The organism is Alloyangia mangrovi (genome assembly GCF_002300555.2).
Lineage (GTDB): Bacteria > Pseudomonadota > Alphaproteobacteria > Rhodobacterales > Rhodobacteraceae > Salipiger > Salipiger mangrovi.
This window is the reverse complement of sequence record NZ_NTHN02000010.1, coordinates 1-15,406: the sequence shown is the minus strand read 5'-3', so window position 1 is coordinate 15,406 and position 15,406 is coordinate 1. Positions and strand designations below refer to the sequence as shown.

Genomic DNA, 15,406 nt, shown 5'->3' with positions numbered 1-15,406 from the left:
GAAACTGACCGGGGCAGGCAGTGGCTCAGCCCCTGTAGTCAGGGGCTTGAGCTTCGAGCCGGCGCAGGTGCGCGGCCCATTCGGGGTCGGGTTTGCCGCGAAGCTCAACCGAGTCATAGGCATGCTGGTACTGGCGCGCGGTGTGCTCGGCGACCTCCTCCGGCAACACGTCGGCCGTCAGCCCCATACCGAGCGCGGCCACCTGCGCCTTGCAGGATCGCTCGAGGTTGAGCGCCAGCTTCACCGCCTCGGAAACCGAGCGGCCCAGCAGCAGCGTGCCGTGGTTGCGCAGCAGCATGACCTGCCTTTCACCGAGATCGGCAACGATGCGCTCCCGCTCGGCAAGATCGAGCGCGATGCCCTCGTAGGCGTGGTAGGCGACACGCCCGTGGAATTGCGCCGACCATTGGTTGAGGCTGAGCAGCCCCTCCTTCACCGACGACACGGCGACACCCGCGACGGTGTGGGTGTGCAGCACGCATAGGGCGTCATGCCGGGCCATGTGCACGGCAGAGTGGATGGTGAATCCCGCGGCATTCACCCCCGCCCCATGGGGATCGTCGATCACCGCGCCGGTCTCGTCCACCGTCACGAGGTTCGCCGCCGTAACCTCGTCGAACCGCAGGCCAAAGGGATTCAGCAGGAAACGCTTTTCGCCTTCCGCGCCGTCCGGCAGGCGCGCCGAGATATGGGTGTAGATTCCGTCATCCATTCCCTCGAGGGCGATCAGCCGATAGGCGGCGGCAAGGTCGCGGCGGAGGGTCTGGACCGTGGAAGTCGGCGCGCCATCTGGCATTCGGCTCTCCTCTGGTAGGCTCGCCCCGGGGGCGAGCACCGTGCACATTCTTCCCCATCGTAAGGGAAGCCCCCCTGCCTCGGTCAAGGGAATTGTCGACAATCGCCAAAACAACATCTACGCTGGGGCAAATTCAGGCGCATGACGGCATGGCGAGACCTCCACAACATACCGGCTTTCAACCTCTTGACCGCGAGGGGCTCGTGCAGCGCGTCGCAACGCTGCTCAGCAAGGCCATCGTCACCGGCCAGCTCGCCCCCGGGGCGCGGCTCTCGGAATCGGTTGTCGCGCGCGAACTGGGCGTCAGCCGCGCTCCGGTGCGCGAGGCGGCGCGGCTGCTCGAGAACTCCGGGCTGGTGACCTACCACGCCAATCGCGGCTTCTTCGTGCGTGAGACCTCGGCCGAGGCGCTGAACGATCTTTACGAGCTGCGCATGGTGATCGAGATCGCCGCCGCGCAGCGGGTGCTGCGACACGGGCTGACGGACACCATCGACCGGCTCGCTGCGCAGATCGACGTGCTGCACGAAGTTGCCGCTGCCGGCGCCGACATGCTGACCCAGGTCGAGGCGGACATGGAGTTCCATCGCCTGCTCTGCTCCGGCAGCGGCAACCCCAAGTTCCTTCATGTCTTCGAACAGATTGCCGCCGAAACCGAATTCTCGATCATGGTGATCGGACGGCTCTACGACGATCCGCACAAGATCGCCGAAACCCACGAGCCAATCGTCAACGCTCTGCGCCATGGCGACGAGGTGGCGACGCGCGAAGCCATCCGCTATCACATCGGCGTCGCACAGGAGCTGGTGACGCGGCAGTTCCGCGACGTCGAGGCCGGGACCGCGGAGCGCTGAGCGCCCTTCCGGCCCCGCCCCCCCCCCGAGGGCCTGACGCCAGAAAAAGCCGGCGCGCTTGGGCTGACATTGCTCGCCCCCCATCGTCTTGAACACCCTCGATGCCGGCTTCGCACAGTGAAGCGGACGTGGCTCCGCTGAGTTCTGTCCCCGAAAGCAGCCGTTCAGGCGGAGCGCGGCGATCGGCTCCACCGAGCCCATTTGCGCGGCAAGTCTCGCCTGAGACACGCTCAAGCCTGCCTCCGGCGGGAATATTTGTGCCTAGAAGAAAGCGCGGCGCGCCTGCCTTTCTTCTAGGCACAAATATCCCGGGGGAGAGGCGCGCAGCGCCTCGGGGGCAGAGCCCCCTGCCGCGTTCGACACAGGAAGGGCGCCGCGATCCCTCGCGGCGCCCTTCTTCAGACCTGGCTGTTGCGGCTCAATGCCCGCCGAGGATCCCCGTGCGAACATGGTAGTCCGCCGCCAGCGCGTAATCGGGATCGTCATCGCTGTCGATCATCAGGTGCCCGGCCTTGGTCAGCAGCCGGTGGCAGTCGCGCGACAGGTGGCGCAGCTGCAGCCGCTTGCCCGCGGCCTCGTATTTCGCCGCCAGCGCCTCGATCGCCTGCAGCGCCGACTGGTCGACCACCCGGCTGTCGGCGAAATCGACAATCACCGACTTCGGGTCTCCTTCGATGTCGAAGAGCTCGGCGAAGCCGTCGGTCGAGCCGAAGAAGAGCGGGCCCTGGATCTGGTAGACGCGGGCGCCCTCGGGGGTGGTGTAGCTCTTGGCATGGATGCGGCGCGCATTGTTCCAGGCATAGGCCAGCGCCGAGACGATCACGCCGACGACCACCGCCACAGCCAGATCCTCGAAAACCGTCACCACCGTCACCAGCACGATGACGAAGGCATCCATCAGCGGCACCTTGGCGAGGATGCGCAGGCTGTTCCAGGCGAAGGTGCCGATCACCACCATGAACATCACCCCGACCAGCGCGGCGAGCGGGATGAGCTCGATCAGCGGCGAGGCGAAGAGGATGAAGGACAGCAGGAAGAGCGCCGCGACAATGCCGGCGATCCGGGTGCGCCCGCCGGATTTCACGTTGATCATCGACTGGCCGATCATCGCGCAGCCGCCCATGCCGCCGAAGAAGCCGGTGACGACATTGGCCGTGCCCTGGGCGATGCACTCCTGGCTGGCGCCGCCGCGCTGGCCGGTCATCTCGCCGACGAGGTTGAGCGTCAGCAGGCTCTCGATCAGGCCGATGGCGGCAAGGATCACCGCGTAGGGCAGGATGATCTGCAGGGTCTCGAGGTTGAACGGCACCATGGGCAGATGGAACGGCGGGAAGCTGCCCTCGATCGAGGCCATGTCGCCGACCCGCGGCACGTCGAGCCCGAAGGCGATGACGATGGCGGCGGTCACCGCGATGCCCGCCAGCGGCGCCGGGATCACCTTGGTCACCTTCGGCAGCAGCCAGATGATCGCCATGGTCAGCGCCACCAGCGCCAGCATCATCCACAGCTGCAGGCCCGAGAGCCACTCGCCCGCCGAGACGCCGGGCACCGCCGTACCGGGGACCTTGAACTGCGTGAGCTGCGCCATGAAGATCACGATCGCCAGCCCGTTGACGAAGCCCAGCATCACCGGGTGCGGCACCAGCCGGATGAACTTGCCCCAGTGCATGACCCCGGCGAAGATCTGCAGCAGGCCCATCAACACCACCGTGGCAAAGAGGTACTCGACGCCATGGTCCGCAACCAGCGCCACCATCACCACGGCGAGCGCGCCGGTGGCGCCCGAGATCATCCCCGGACGGCCGCCGATCAGCGCGGTGATCAGCCCGACGAGGAAGGCGGCATAGAGCCCGACCAGCGGGTGCACCCCCGCAACGAAGGCGAAGGCCACGGCCTCGGGCACCAGCGCCAGCGCCACGGTCAGGCCGGACAGGATGTCGGTGCGGATCTGGGCGGGGGTGAGCCGCGCCGTGGGCGAGAGGCTCAGGTCGGGTTTCTGAATACGGCTGGCGTATCGCGCCAGGAGGGCTTTGGCCATGGGGAGCTATCCAATCGGTCGGTTTGCGCGCGCCCTTGCCCATAAGGCACGCAGGCCGCGAGCGCTACCCGGCGGCGCCGGATTTCAGCGGATCCGCCGGAAGTGATGCAGAAGCGGCATCCGGATGCGCTGCGTCCCGGCAGAGGCCGGCCCTTTCCTTCGCCGCCGCCCCGGGGCAGGCTGCGCCCAAAAGGAGACCGCGCATGGCAAAGACGATGATCGGGGTGATCGGCGGGTCGGGGGTCTACGACCTCGACACGCTGGAGGGACGCGAGTGGGTCACGGTGACGACGCCCTGGGGCGATCCCTCGGACCAGATCCTGACCGGCACGCTCGGCGGGGTGAAGATGGCCTTCCTGCCCCGCCACGGGCGCGGCCACAGGCTGTCGCCCTCGAATGTGCCCTATCGCGCCAATATCGACGCGTTGAAGCGGCTCGGGGTGACAGACGTGATCTCGGTCTCTGCCTGCGGGTCCTTCCGCGAGGAGATGGCGCCGGGGGATTTCGTCATCGTCGACCAATTCATCGACCGCACCTTCGCACGCGACAAGAGCTTCTTCGGCACCGGCTGCGTGGCGCATGTCTCGCTCGCCCATCCCACTTGCCCGAGGCTCGGCGCCCATGCCCTTGCCGCCGCGCGCGACGCGGGGATCACCGTGCACGACGGCGGCACCTACCTCGCCATGGAGGGCCCGCAGTTCTCGACGCTCGCGGAATCGCGCCTGTACCGCGAGAGCTGGGGCGCCGACGTCATCGGCATGACCAACATGCCCGAGGCGAAGCTCGCCCGCGAGGCCGAGCTCTGCTACGCCTCCATCGCCATGGTCACCGATTACGACTGCTGGCACGAAGCGCACGGCGCGGTCGAGGTCTCGGACATTCTCAAGGTGCTGCAGAGCAACTCCGAGAAGGCCCGGGCGCTGGTCTCGCGGCTGCCGGCGCTGCTCGGGGCGACGCGCGCGCCCTGCCCGCACGGCTGCGACCGGGCGCTCGACCATGCGCTCATCACCGCCCCCGCCGCGCGCGATCCCGAGGTGCTGGCAAGGCTGGATGCCGTGGCTGGCCGGCTGCTCTGAGGACCCGCACTCCGCCATTGCCCCGCGCGCGCCGCCGCGCCAGACTGCCCGCCGAACAGGACAGGACCCCGACATGCCCCTCGATCTCTGGCTGACCTTCGTCGCCGCCTCCGTCGCGCTGCTGCTGATTCCCGGCCCGACGGTGCTGCTGGTGCTCTCCTACGCGCTTTCCAAGGGCCGCTCGGTGGCGCTGGCCTCGGCAGCGGGCGTGGCGCTCGGCGATTTCACCGCGATGAGCCTGTCGCTCGCGGGCCTCGGTGCGCTGGTGCTGGCCTCGGCCACCGCCTTCACCATGCTGAAGTGGATCGGCGCGCTCTACCTGGTCTGGATGGGGGCGAAGCTGCTGCGCTCGGCACCCGGCGCCGGGCTGGCGGTGCCCCGCGGCGAGGTCAGTGCCCGCGGCGTCTTCGGCCATGCCGCGGCGGTGACCGCGCTCAACCCCAAGAGCATCGCCTTCTTCATCGCCTTCGTGCCGCAGTTCGTCGACGCCTCTGCGCCGCTCCTGCCGCAGTTCGCGCTGCTGGTGGCAACCTTCGTCACCCTTGCGGCGCTCAACGTGCTGGCCTATGCGCTGGCCGCCGACCGGCTGCGCCGGCTGATCGGCCGCCCCTCGGTGCTCGCCTGGCTCACCCGTGCCGGCGGCCTGGCGCTGATCGCCATGGGCGCCCTCACCGCCACGCTGCGCCGCGCCGCCTGACCCTGCCGCGCGCGGCGACGTTCACAGGATCCTTCCGATGAAGCCCCCCAAGACCATTCCCGATTACATCCGCACGATCCCCGACTATCCGCACGCCGGCATTCTCTTTCGCGACGTGACGCCGCTCTGCGCCGATCCGCAGGGCTTCCGGCTGGCGGTGGACCAGCTGACCCTGCCCTTCACCGGCCAGAAGATCGACAAGGTGATCGGCCCCGAGGCGCGAGGGTTCCTGCTCGGCGGCGCGGTGGCGCACCAGCTCTCGGCGGGCTTCGCGGCGCTGCGCAAGCAGGGCAAGCTGCCGCCGCCGGTGATCGCGCAGAGCTACGCGCTGGAATACGGCGAGGCAACGGTGGAGCTGTCGGAACAGGCGATCACCCCCGGAGACCACGTGCTGCTGGTGGATGATCTCATCGCCACGGGTGGCACCGCCGAGGCGGCGGTGGCGCTGGTTGAGCGGCTCGGCGGCACCGTGGTCGGCGCCGCCTTCATTGTCGACCTGCCCGATCTCGGCGGGCGCAAGCGGCTCGAGGCGCTCGGCGTCAAGTTGCATGCGCTCTGCGCTTACGACGGCCTCTGACCCAAAAACAACGGCGGCGCCTCCCGGCCCGCCGCGTTTCTTCTCTTTGCAAATGCGCCGGGGCGTGAGTTGGCCGTCAGGCCAAGAGGGGGGCAGCGCCCCCTTTCCCCTGTCGCTCAGGCCGCGTTGCTGTTGGCCGCCTTGCGCGGGGCGGTCGAATTGCGGTCGATGAAATCGAGCACCAGCGGCCGGATATTGCTGCGCCAGCTGCGCCCGGCGAAGATGCCGTAATGGCCCGCGCCCGGCTCGAGGTGCTGGCCCTTCTTGCTGTCCGGCAGGCCGGTGCAGAGACCGAGCGCCGCGACGCATTGGCCCGGGGCCGAGATGTCGTCATTGGCCCCCTCGACGGTCATCACCGCCACGTCGGTGATCTTGCCGATGTCGACCTTGTGACCGTTCACAACGAAATTGTTCGAGGCGATCTCGCCGTTCTTGAAGATCCGCTCGACGGTCGAAAGGTAGAACTCGGCCGTCATGTCCATGACCGCGAGATATTCGTCGTAGAAGCGGTTGTGCGCGTCGTAATCCGAGGCCTCGCCGCGGGTGACACGGAGGATCTGCTCGGAGAAGGCCTTGGAATGGCGCTCGGCATTCATCGACATGAAGGAGGCCAGCTGCAGAAGGCCCGGGTACACCGCCCGCCCGACACCGGCATATTTGTAGCCGACGCGCTGGATCATCGTCTCTTCGAGCTGTCCCATGGTCACCCGGTGGCCGAAGTCGGTGACATCAGTGGGCGTGGCATTGGGGTCGATCGGCCCGCCGATGAGGGTCATGGTGCGCGGCTGCGCGGCGGGCTCGAGCTCGGCGAGATAGGCGGTGGCGGCCAGCGTCAGAGGCGCCGGCTGGCAGACCGCGATCACGTTGGTGTCCGGCCCCAGCGCGCGCATGAAGTCCATCAGGTAGAGGGTGTAGTCCTCGATGTCGAACTTGCCTTCCGAGACCGGGATGTCGCGAGCGTTCTTCCAGTCGGTGACGTAGAGTTCGCAATCGGGCAGCAGCGAGACGGCGGTCGAGCGCAGCAGCGTCGCGTAATGGCCGGACATGGGCGCGACCAGCAGCACCTTGCGCTCCTTGGTCGGGCGGCCGACCACCTGGAAATGCACCAGGTCGCCAAAGGCCTTCTCGACCACGGTGGTCGGTTCGACCACGTGGTCGCGGCCGTCGGTGCAGGTCACGGTGCGGATGCCCCAGTCGGGTTTGACCACCATGCGCTCGAAGGTGCGCTCGGTCACCTCGCCCCAGGCGGCCATCCAGCCGATCATCGGGTTGGGGATTGCCGCAAAGGCCGGATAGGAGGCCATGGTCCGCGCGGTGGCCCCGAGCCACTGGTTGGTGTTCCGGAAGGTCTCCATCAGATCGTAGGTCGCCATTTGACGCATGCGCGTGTCTCCAAAGATGCGGTCGCTCACAGCGTCCGGCGCCTGCGTGCCTCCCGTCACGCACCCGCCGCCGATCCGGGCCCCGGACCAATTCGCCGCTTTGCCCCCCGCTCTGCCGCCGTTATTCTGCAACATGCCGAAAGTAGGGGGGATTCGACCTTATGACAACTACTCCGGGCACGGACGTCACGTCTGACCGCGCACGACTCGAAGCAAACATTGAGAAGATCGAAGCCCTTTCTCAACGTCTTATGGAAGCAATTTCGCGACGAAAGCCGATCAATCCTGCATTAAATGGCCCTGACCCCCTTCTCTACGGGAAGGCCGCACACGCCTATTGGCAGGCCTGGATGAACAACCCCGCCAAGGTGTTCGAGCAGCAGGTGTCCTATTGGGGCAAGGCGCTGACCCACTACCTCGAGGCGCAGACCGCGCTTGCCGGCGGGCAGCTCACCCCGCCGCAGGACACCGGCCCCCGGGACAAGCGCTTTTCCAACCCGCTCTGGGACAGCCACCCCTATTTCAATTTCATCAAGCAGCAATACCTGATCAGCGCCGAGGCGATCCACCGCTCGGTCGACGAGATCGAGGAGCTCGACCCCAAGGAAAAGAAGCGCCTGCGCTACTTCGCCCGGCAGATCGTCGACATGATGGCGCCGACCAACTTCTTCGCCACCAACCCCGACGCGCTGCAGAAGGCACTGGAAACCGAAGGCGAGAGCCTGGTGAAGGGGATGGAGAACCTCGTCGCCGACCTCGAGGCCAACAACGGCGAGCTGGTGGTGCGTCTCGCCGACGAGAACGCCTTCAAGCTCGGCGAGAACATCGCCACCGCCGAGGGCGAGGTGGTCTACCGCAACCGCATGATGGAACTGATCCAGTACAAGCCCACCACCGAGAAGGTGCGCGAGACGCCGATCGTGCTCTTCCCGCCGTGGATCAACAAGTACTACATCCTCGATCTCAAGCCGCAGAACAGCCTGATCAAGTACATCGTCGATCAGGGCTACACGCTCTTCGTGGTGAGCTGGGTGAATGCCGACGAGAGCTATAGCGACGTCGGCCTCGAGGAGTATGTCGAGGACGGCTACCTGACCGCGATCCAGCAGGTGCGCGAGATTTGCAGCACCGAACAGGTCAATGCCGTCGGATACTGCATCGCCGGCACCACGCTCGGTCTGACTCTCTCTCTGCTCAAGCAGCGCGGCGACAGTTCGGTGAAATCGGCGACCTTCTTCACCACGCTCACTGATTTTTCCGACCAGGGAGAGTTCACGCCCTTCCTGCAGGACGATTTCGTCGACGGGATCGAGGCCGAGATCAATGCCAGCGGCATCCTGAAGAGCTTCATCATGTCGCGCACCTTCTCGTTCCTGCGCTCGACCGACCTGATCTACACCCCTGCCATCCGCAGCTACATGATGGGCGAGACGCCCCCGGCCTTCGACTTGCTCTACTGGAACGGCGACGGGGCGAACCTGCCGGGCAAGATGACGATCCAGTACCTGCGCGGGCTCTGCCAGCAGAACCTCTTCTCGCGCGGGGAGTTCGAGATGCTGGGCCACAAGCTCGACATCGCCGACGTGGACGTGCCGCTGATGTCGATCGCCGCAGAGGGCGACCACATCGCCGCCTGGAAGGACTGCTACCGCGGCGTGCAGAAGATGGGCTCGCGCTCGAAGACCTTCGTGCTGTCGGAGTCGGGCCATATCGCCGGCATCGTGAACCCGCCGAGCAAGAACAAGTACGGCTATTACCTGAACCCCGACCTCAAGCTCTCTGCCGAGGACTGGCAGGCCAGCGCGGCCTTCCATGACAAGCAGTCGTGGTGGCCGGTCTGGGAGGCCTGGCTGCGCAAACGCTCGGGCAAGCTGGTCCCTGCCCGTTCCCCCGGCGATTCGGTTCATCCCGCGCTCTGCCCCGCGCCCGGCGAATACGTACGGGTGAAGGCAGCGTAACCTAGCGTCAATTCAGGGTCTTGCACGATTTTCGCTGCAATGCGGCGAAAATCCTTGAAATGCTGCACTGCAGCATTCATATTGTAGTCAGCCGATAGACAAAGCGCGGGGTGGGCCCGCCAGGCTGAATACGGGAATTTAAGGATGGCTAAGACTCAAGACTTCACCGCCATGATGAAGGACATGATGGGCGCGTTCCCCGTGGACACCAAGGCCATGGACGAAGCCTTCAAGACTTCTGCAACGCTGAACGAGAAACTCTCGGCGGTTGCGCTCGAAGCGGCTGAAAAGTCCACCGAGATCTCCGCCAAGTGGACCAAGGAAACGCTGGCGAAGCTCTCTGACATGTCCAAGGTCAAGAAAGAGCCTGCCGACTATGCCAAGGCGATGACCGACTTCGCCTCCGCGCAGGCCGAGGTCGCTGCCGAGAACATGGCCGCCTTCGCCGAGATCGCGAAGAAGGTGCAGATGGACACCGTCGAACTGATGATGGCCGCTGGCAAGGACTTCACCGAGGATGCCTCCGCGGCGGTCAAGAAGGCCACCGACGAGATGACGGCAGCCGCCAAGAAGACCACCGCGGCCGCCGCGAAGTAAGACCGGTTTCGCTCCGTACTCCCCGGGGCGAGCAGCTGTTGCGCCTTTCCTCTCCTCCCATGTTTCCGGCGCAATGCGTGGGGCGGGCTCTTCAGAGCCCGCCCTTTTTCTTTGCCGGGCTCAGGGGACGCAGGGACAAAAAAAACGCGGCCCCCGGAGGGACCGCGTTCCGATCTGGCACTGGGGACGCAGCTCAGCCGACGATGGTCGCCTCGGTCGCGGCGCGCAGCTCGTCCTCGGTCACGCCCTCGGCGGTCTCGACGATCTTCAGACCGCCCTCGACCACATCCAGAACACCGAGGTTGGTGATGATCCGGTCGACCACGCCCTTGCCGGTCAGCGGCAGGGTGCATTCCTTCAGCACCTTGCTCTCGCCGTGCTTGTTGGTGTGGTCCATGACGACGATGACGCGGCCGACGCCCGCCACGAGGTCCATGGCGCCGCCCATGCCCTTGACCAGCTTGCCCGGGATCATCCAGTTCGCGAGATCCCCGTTCTCGGCCACTTCCATCGCGCCGAGGATGGCCGCCGCGATCTTGCCGCCTCGGATCATCGCAAAGGACATCGAGCTGTCGAAGTAGGAGGTCTTGGGCAGCTCTGTGATGGTCTGCTTGCCGGCGTTGATGAGGTCGGGATCCTCTTCGCCCTCGTAGGGGAAGGGACCCATGCCCAGCATGCCGTTCTCGGACTGCAGCGTGATCTCCTTGTCGCCGACGTAGTTGGCGACAAGCGTCGGGATGCCGATCCCGAGGTTCACGTACATGCCGTCTTCGAGTTCCTCGGCCGCGCGCGCGGCCATCTGGTTGCGATCCCAGGGCATCAGGCTTCCTCCCGCTTGCGCACGGTGCGCTGTTCGATCCGCTTCTCGTGCTCGCCCTGGATGATGCGATGCACGAAGATGCCAGGCAGGTGGATGTGATCCGGGTCGAGCTCGCCCGGCTGCACGATCTCCTCCACTTCCATGACGCAGATCTTGCCGCACATGGCCGCCGGCGGGTTGAAGTTGCGCGCCGTCTTGCGGAACACGCAGTTGCCGGTGGTATCGGCCTTCCACGCCTTGACGATCGACAGGTCGGCAAAGATGCCCTCTTCGAGGATGTAATCCTCGCCGCGGAAGTTTTTCACTTCCTTGCCCTCGGCCACGACGGTGCCGACGCCGGTCTTGGTGTAGAAGCCGGGGATGCCGGCGCCACCGGCGCGCATGCGCTCGGCGAGCGTGCCCTGCGGGTTGAACTCGAGCTCGAGCTCGCCCGACAGGTACTGGCGCATGAACTCGGCGTTCTCACCCACGTAGGAGCTCATCATCTTCTTGATCTGCTTGGTGTCGAGCAGCTTACCAAGGCCGAAGCCATCGACGCCGCAGTTGTTCGACGCGATGGTCAGATCCTTGACGCCGCTCTCGACCATGGCGTCGATCAGCAGCTCGGGGATGCCGCAGAGGCCGAAGCCGCCCGCCGCGATGGTCATCCCGTCGAAGAGCAGCCCGTCCAGCGCCTCGGCGGCGGAGCCGTAAACTTTCTTCATTCCGTCCTCCCGAAAGAAAGAGTCTGCGAGACTTGTCACCCGCGGGACCCGCAGAGTCAACGAAGCCTCCCCCGCGGATTGCGGGGTTCGCGCCAAGTCACCTTCGCATGCGCAGCAAAGTGGCGCTGCGGCGCAGCATTCCCGAGATTGCCGGGCAAGGGCAAGCCCTTTTCTTCTAGGTGAAAATATCCCCGCCGGAGGCGCAGGCGCGCAACGCCTGACATGCGACGGCCCGCGCCACCAGGGGCGCGGGCCGATCCGCCGGTCCACAGCAGGACGGGCTCAGTCGTCGCCCGACTTGGCCGCGCTCTTCTTGGCCGGGGCCTTCTTCGCCGGGGCCTTCTTGGCGGTCGTCTTCGCGGTCGTCTTCTTGGCCGCCGCCTTCTTCGGCGCGGCCTTCTTCTTGCCGGACTTCGCGGCCTTCTCGGCGATCCACTCGAGCGCCTGCTCCATGGTGACGCTCTCGGGATCGGTGTCCTTGGGCAGGGTGGCGTTCACCTTCTCCCATTTCACGTAAGGCCCGTAGCGCCCGTCGAAGATGGCGATCTTGCCGCCTTCCGGGTGATCGCCCAGCTCCTTCAGGGCCTTGGCCGCGGCGCGGCCGCGCCCGCCGGGGTTCGCCCGCTTTTCGGCCAGCATCTCGACCGCGCGGTTCATGCCGATCTCGAAGACATCTGCCGGGTCCTTGAGGTTCACATAGGTCGGCTTCGCGTCATCCGGGAGCTGGTGCATGATATAGGGGCCGAAGCGCCCGAAGTTGGCCGAGACCGCCCCGCCCTCGGGGTGCTCGCCGATCTGCCGCGGCAGCGACAGAAGCACCAGCGCCTTCTCCAGCGTCAGATCGTCCTTCGACCAGCCGCGCGGCAGCGAGGCCCGCGGCGGCTTCTTGTTCTCGGGCGTAGGCTCGCCGCGCTGCACGTAGGGGCCGAAGCGCCCGGCTTTGAGCCAGATCTCGTCGCCCTGGTCCTCGCCGAGAAGCCGCTCGTCGCCCTCGGCCCCCTCGCCCGCGATCGGGCGGGTGTAGGTGCACTCGGGGTAGTTGCCGCAACCGACGAAGCCGCCGGTGCGCGAGGTCTTCAGGTGCAACTGGCCGCTGCCGCACTTGGGGCAGATGCGCGGATCGGAGCCATCCTCGCGCGGCGGGTAGAGCTGCGGCGCCAGCGCGTCATCGAGCACGTCGAGCACTTCGGAGATGCGCAGCTCGGAAGTTTCCGAGATCGCCGCCGAGAAGTCGCGCCAGAACTTGCCCAGCAGCGCCTTCCAGTCCATCTCTCCGGCCGAAACCTCGTCGAGCTCGTTCTCCAGCTCGGCGGTGAATTCGTAGCCCACGTACTTGCGGAAGAAGTTGAGCAGGAAGATCGTGACGATCCGGCCCTTGTCCTCGGGGATCAGGCGGTTCTGCTCTTTCTTGACGTACTCGCGATCCTGGATGGTGGTGATCACCGACGCATAGGTCGAGGGACGCCCGATGCCGAGCTCTTCCATGCGCTTGACCAACGTCGCCTCGGTGTAGCGCGGCGGCGGCTGGGTGAAGCTCTGGGTCCCCAGAACGGCGCTGTTGTCAGACAGGATCGACGAGACGCCCGAAGCAGAGGTGGCGCGCTCGGCGGCCTTCTCGTGCTGCGCCTTGAGGCCGGACTTGGCGAAGGCGGCGTTCTCGCCCTGCATGATCTGCGGCAGGCGCTTGTCGTCGTCATCCGCGACATCGTCGCGGCCCTCTTCGTAGATCTTCAGGAAGCCGTCAAAGACGATCACCTGGCCGGTGGCGCGCAGGCCGACCTGCTGGTCATCCGAGCCGATCTCGACCGTGGTGCGCTCGAGCCGCGCCGCCTCCATCTGGCAAGCCAGCGTGCGCTTCCAGATCAGGTCGTAGAGCTTGCGCTGATCATCCTCGCGCAGCTTCAGCTCCGAGGCATCCTTGGTCATGTCGGTCGGGCGGATGCACTCGTGCGCTTCTTGCGCGTTCTTGGCCTTGTTCTTGTAGATGCGCGGGCTGCCCGGCACGTAGTCCTTGCCAAAACGGTCGGCGATGGCGTCGCGGCAGGCGGTGACCGCCTCGGGCGCCATGTCGATGCCGTCGGTCCGCATGTAGGTGATGTGCCCCGCCTCGTAGAGCCGCTGCGCCGCGTTCATGCAGGCCCGCGCCCCCATGCCGAACTTGCGGCTCGCCTCCTGCTGCAGGGTCGAGGTCATGAAGGGCGCCGAGGGGTTGCGGGTGCTGGGCCGCGCCTCGACCGACAGGATCTTCAGCGCGCGCTTGGCCACCGCCTGCACCGCCATCTCGGCCTGCGTGGCGTTCTCGAGGTCGTAGCGGTCAAGCTTCTTGCCGGCAAGCGTGGTCAGCCGCGCCTCGTACTCCTGGCCGCGCGGCGTCGTCAGCAGCGCCTTCACCTGCCAGTATTCGCGAGGGTTGAAGGCCTCGATCTCCATCTCGCGCTCGACGATGAGCCGCAGGCAGACCGACTGTACCCGCCCCGCCGAGCGCGCGCCCGGCAGCTTGCGCCAGAGCACCGGCGAGAGGTTGAAGCCGACGAGATAGTCGAGCGCGCGGCGGGCCAGATAGGCCTCGACCAGCGGCGCGTCGATCTCGCGCGGGTTCTTCATCGCCTCGGTGACGGCGGCCTTGGTGATCGCGTTGAAGGTCACCCGGCTCACTGCCGTGTCCTTCTTGATCGAGCGGCGCTTGGTGAGCGCCTCCTTCAGGTGCCAGGAAATGGCCTCGCCCTCGCGATCGGGGTCAGTCGCGAGAATGAGCGCATTGTCGTTTTTTAAGCGCCTCGGCGATGGCGGAGACGTGCTTGCGCGAGTCGTTGCCGATCTCCCAGGTCATGTCGAAGTCGTGCTCGGTATCGACCGATCCGTCCTTGGCCGGCAGGTCGCGCACGTGGCCATAAGAGGCGAGCACCGTGTAGTCGGATCCCAGATACTTGTTGATTGTCTTGGCTTTGGCCGGGGATTCGACGACGACGACGGGCATCAATAAGACCTCATTGCAACGCTGTGCTCAAAACGGCTTGCCTGCCGCTATGGCGGCGCAACATGTGGGACGCAAGGGGGAAATGTCAATGTGGCCCGCTCGCGGGACCCTTGCAACACAGACAGATTGCCGCGATTTGGCGTGGTTTCCGGGCTCAGGATGGGCGGCTGAGCAGCCCGCCGGGGCGGCGTTCGAGCCGGCCCTCGAGCTCCAGATCGGTGAGCGCCGGGGCGATCTGCCCCACTGCGCCGCCAAGATCGCGGATCACCTGGTCCTCGGGCACCGGCACCGGTCCAAGCCGGTCGAGGATCCGCTGGTGCAGCGCCAGCGTCTCGGCCCGGCTGCGACGCTCGGGTGGTGGTGGCGGGATCGCCTCGATCACCTCCGCGAGGTCGGGCGGCTCGGGCCGGGCCAGCGCCTCGATCACATCCTCGGCGTGGCGCACCAGTTGGGCGCCGTCCCGCAAGAGCAGGTTGCAGCCTCCGGCACGCCCGTCGAGCGGATGGCCCGGCACCGCCAGGACCTCTCGCCCCTGGTCGAGGGCGCAGCGGGCGGTGATCAGCGAGCCGGATTTCACCGCCGCCTCGACCACCACGACGCCCCGGGCCATGCCCGATACGATGCGATTGCGGGTGGGAAAATGCCGGGCCTGCGGCTGCACCCCCATGGGCTGCTCGGACAGCAGCAGGCCGCGCGCCCGGATCTCGGCGGCAAGCCGCGCGTTTTCCCTGGGGTAGACCACATCGACCCCACCGGCCATGACGGCCGCCGTGCCGCCGCCCGTGCCGCCTGAATCGCCTTCCGCTGCGCCGCCCTCGAGCGCCGCGCGGTGCGCCTCGGCGTCGATGCCGCGCGCCAGGCCGGAGACCACCAGCCCTGCATGTCGCGTTCGGCGACGGTGCCGGTGAGCTGGATCAGCCGGTCGGCCAG

12 protein-coding genes and 1 pseudogene are annotated in these 15,406 nt (G+C 66.6%); 6 read left to right on the top strand and 7 right to left on the bottom strand.

Annotated features, from left to right (window positions below; translation table 11 throughout):
* Positions 1-25: 25 nt before the first annotated feature.
* Complete coding sequence (locus CLG85_RS07460) at positions 26-796, bottom strand: class II aldolase/adducin family protein (RefSeq protein ID WP_095882804.1); 771 nt, start codon at positions 794-796, stop codon at positions 26-28.
* Positions 797-945: 149 nt separating this feature from the next.
* On the opposite strand from CLG85_RS07460, the gene CLG85_RS07455 reads away from it, so the two are divergent.
* Positions 946-1,650, top strand: coding sequence for a GntR family transcriptional regulator (locus CLG85_RS07455; RefSeq protein ID WP_095882805.1), 705 nt, complete (start codon positions 946-948; stop codon positions 1,648-1,650).
* A gap of 418 nt (positions 1,651-2,068) precedes the next feature.
* Here CLG85_RS07455 and CLG85_RS07450 read toward each other — a convergent pair whose 3' ends face one another.
* Complete coding sequence (locus tag CLG85_RS07450; protein WP_260348657.1) at positions 2,069-3,688, bottom strand: SulP family inorganic anion transporter; 1,620 nt, start codon at positions 3,686-3,688, stop codon at positions 2,069-2,071.
* Between the two features lie 203 nt (positions 3,689-3,891).
* On the opposite strand from CLG85_RS07450, the gene CLG85_RS07445 reads away from it, so the two are divergent.
* The 3 genes from CLG85_RS07445 (at position 3,892) to CLG85_RS07435 (ending at position 6,038) form a co-directional block, all read left to right on the top strand.
* On the top strand, positions 3,892-4,764 hold the full coding sequence (locus CLG85_RS07445) for an S-methyl-5'-thioadenosine phosphorylase (protein WP_260348656.1): 873 nt from the start codon (positions 3,892-3,894) through the stop codon (positions 4,762-4,764).
* 73 nt (positions 4,765-4,837) lie between these two features.
* A complete protein-coding gene (locus CLG85_RS07440; protein WP_260348655.1) occupies positions 4,838-5,461 on the top strand; it encodes a LysE family translocator in 624 nt (207 codons plus the stop codon).
* A gap of 37 nt (positions 5,462-5,498) precedes the next feature.
* A complete protein-coding gene (locus CLG85_RS07435) occupies positions 5,499-6,038 on the top strand; it encodes an adenine phosphoribosyltransferase (protein ID WP_260348654.1) in 540 nt (179 codons plus the stop codon).
* 116 nt (positions 6,039-6,154) lie between these two features.
* Here the strand turns inward: CLG85_RS07435 and phaZ are convergent, their stop codons facing one another.
* Entirely contained in the window at positions 6,155-7,420 is a 1,266-nt protein-coding gene (phaZ, locus tag CLG85_RS07430; RefSeq protein ID WP_095882943.1) for a polyhydroxyalkanoate depolymerase, read from the bottom strand.
* Positions 7,421-7,581: 161 nt separating this feature from the next.
* Between phaZ and CLG85_RS07425 the strand changes: the two genes are divergently transcribed.
* On the top strand, positions 7,582-9,378 hold the full coding sequence (locus CLG85_RS07425) for a PHA/PHB synthase family protein (protein WP_095882939.1): 1,797 nt from the start codon (positions 7,582-7,584) through the stop codon (positions 9,376-9,378).
* A 144-nt stretch (positions 9,379-9,522) separates the two neighbouring features.
* Positions 9,523-9,975: a phasin family protein gene (locus tag CLG85_RS07420; RefSeq protein WP_095882940.1), complete on the top strand. Its 453-nt coding sequence runs from the start codon at positions 9,523-9,525 to the stop codon at positions 9,973-9,975.
* Positions 9,976-10,168: 193 nt separating this feature from the next.
* Here the strand turns inward: CLG85_RS07420 and CLG85_RS07415 are convergent, their stop codons facing one another.
* The 4 genes and pseudogenes from CLG85_RS07415 to CLG85_RS07400 all read right to left on the bottom strand — a co-directional run.
* Positions 10,169-10,795, bottom strand: coding sequence for a CoA transferase subunit B (locus tag CLG85_RS07415; protein ID WP_095882941.1), 627 nt, complete (start codon positions 10,793-10,795; stop codon positions 10,169-10,171).
* The gene (locus tag CLG85_RS07410) at positions 10,795-11,499 is read right to left on the bottom strand and encodes a CoA transferase subunit A (RefSeq protein ID WP_095882942.1); all 705 of its coding nucleotides are present in this window, start codon (positions 11,497-11,499) and stop codon (positions 10,795-10,797) included. Before CLG85_RS07410 ends, CLG85_RS07415 begins: the two co-directional genes overlap by 1 nt.
* 282 nt (positions 11,500-11,781) lie before the next feature.
* Positions 11,782-14,476, bottom strand: a pseudogene (gene topA, locus CLG85_RS07405) (type I DNA topoisomerase).
* 154 nt (positions 14,477-14,630) lie between these two features.
* Positions 14,631-15,406 (bottom strand): DNA-processing protein DprA (locus CLG85_RS07400; protein WP_260348653.1); only part of this gene is annotated, 776 nt, incomplete at its 5' end.

Excerpts from the sequence above, each read along its gene's own strand:
- CLG85_RS07445 (WP_260348656.1), top strand. The coding sequence starts at position 3,892 with ATGGCAAAGACGATGATCGGGGTGATCGGCGGGTCGGGGGTCTACGAC.
- CLG85_RS07410 (WP_095882942.1), bottom strand. The coding sequence starts at position 11,499 with ATGAAGAAAGTTTACGGCTCCGCCGCCGAGGCGCTGGACGGGCTGCTC.
- CLG85_RS07450 (WP_260348657.1), bottom strand. The coding sequence starts at position 3,688 with ATGGCCAAAGCCCTCCTGGCGCGATACGCCAGCCGTATTCAGAAACCC.
- CLG85_RS07455 (WP_095882805.1), top strand. The coding sequence starts at position 946 with ATGGCGAGACCTCCACAACATACCGGCTTTCAACCTCTTGACCGCGAG.
- CLG85_RS07420 (WP_095882940.1), top strand. The coding sequence starts at position 9,523 with ATGGCTAAGACTCAAGACTTCACCGCCATGATGAAGGACATGATGGGC.
- CLG85_RS07440 (WP_260348655.1), top strand. The coding sequence starts at position 4,838 with ATGCCCCTCGATCTCTGGCTGACCTTCGTCGCCGCCTCCGTCGCGCTG.
- CLG85_RS07425 (WP_095882939.1), top strand. The coding sequence starts at position 7,582 with ATGACAACTACTCCGGGCACGGACGTCACGTCTGACCGCGCACGACTC.
- CLG85_RS07460 (WP_095882804.1), bottom strand. The coding sequence starts at position 796 with ATGCCAGATGGCGCGCCGACTTCCACGGTCCAGACCCTCCGCCGCGAC.
- CLG85_RS07415 (WP_095882941.1), bottom strand. The coding sequence starts at position 10,795 with ATGCCCTGGGATCGCAACCAGATGGCCGCGCGCGCGGCCGAGGAACTC.
- CLG85_RS07435 (WP_260348654.1), top strand. The coding sequence starts at position 5,499 with ATGAAGCCCCCCAAGACCATTCCCGATTACATCCGCACGATCCCCGAC.
- phaZ (WP_095882943.1), bottom strand. The coding sequence starts at position 7,420 with ATGCGTCAAATGGCGACCTACGATCTGATGGAGACCTTCCGGAACACC.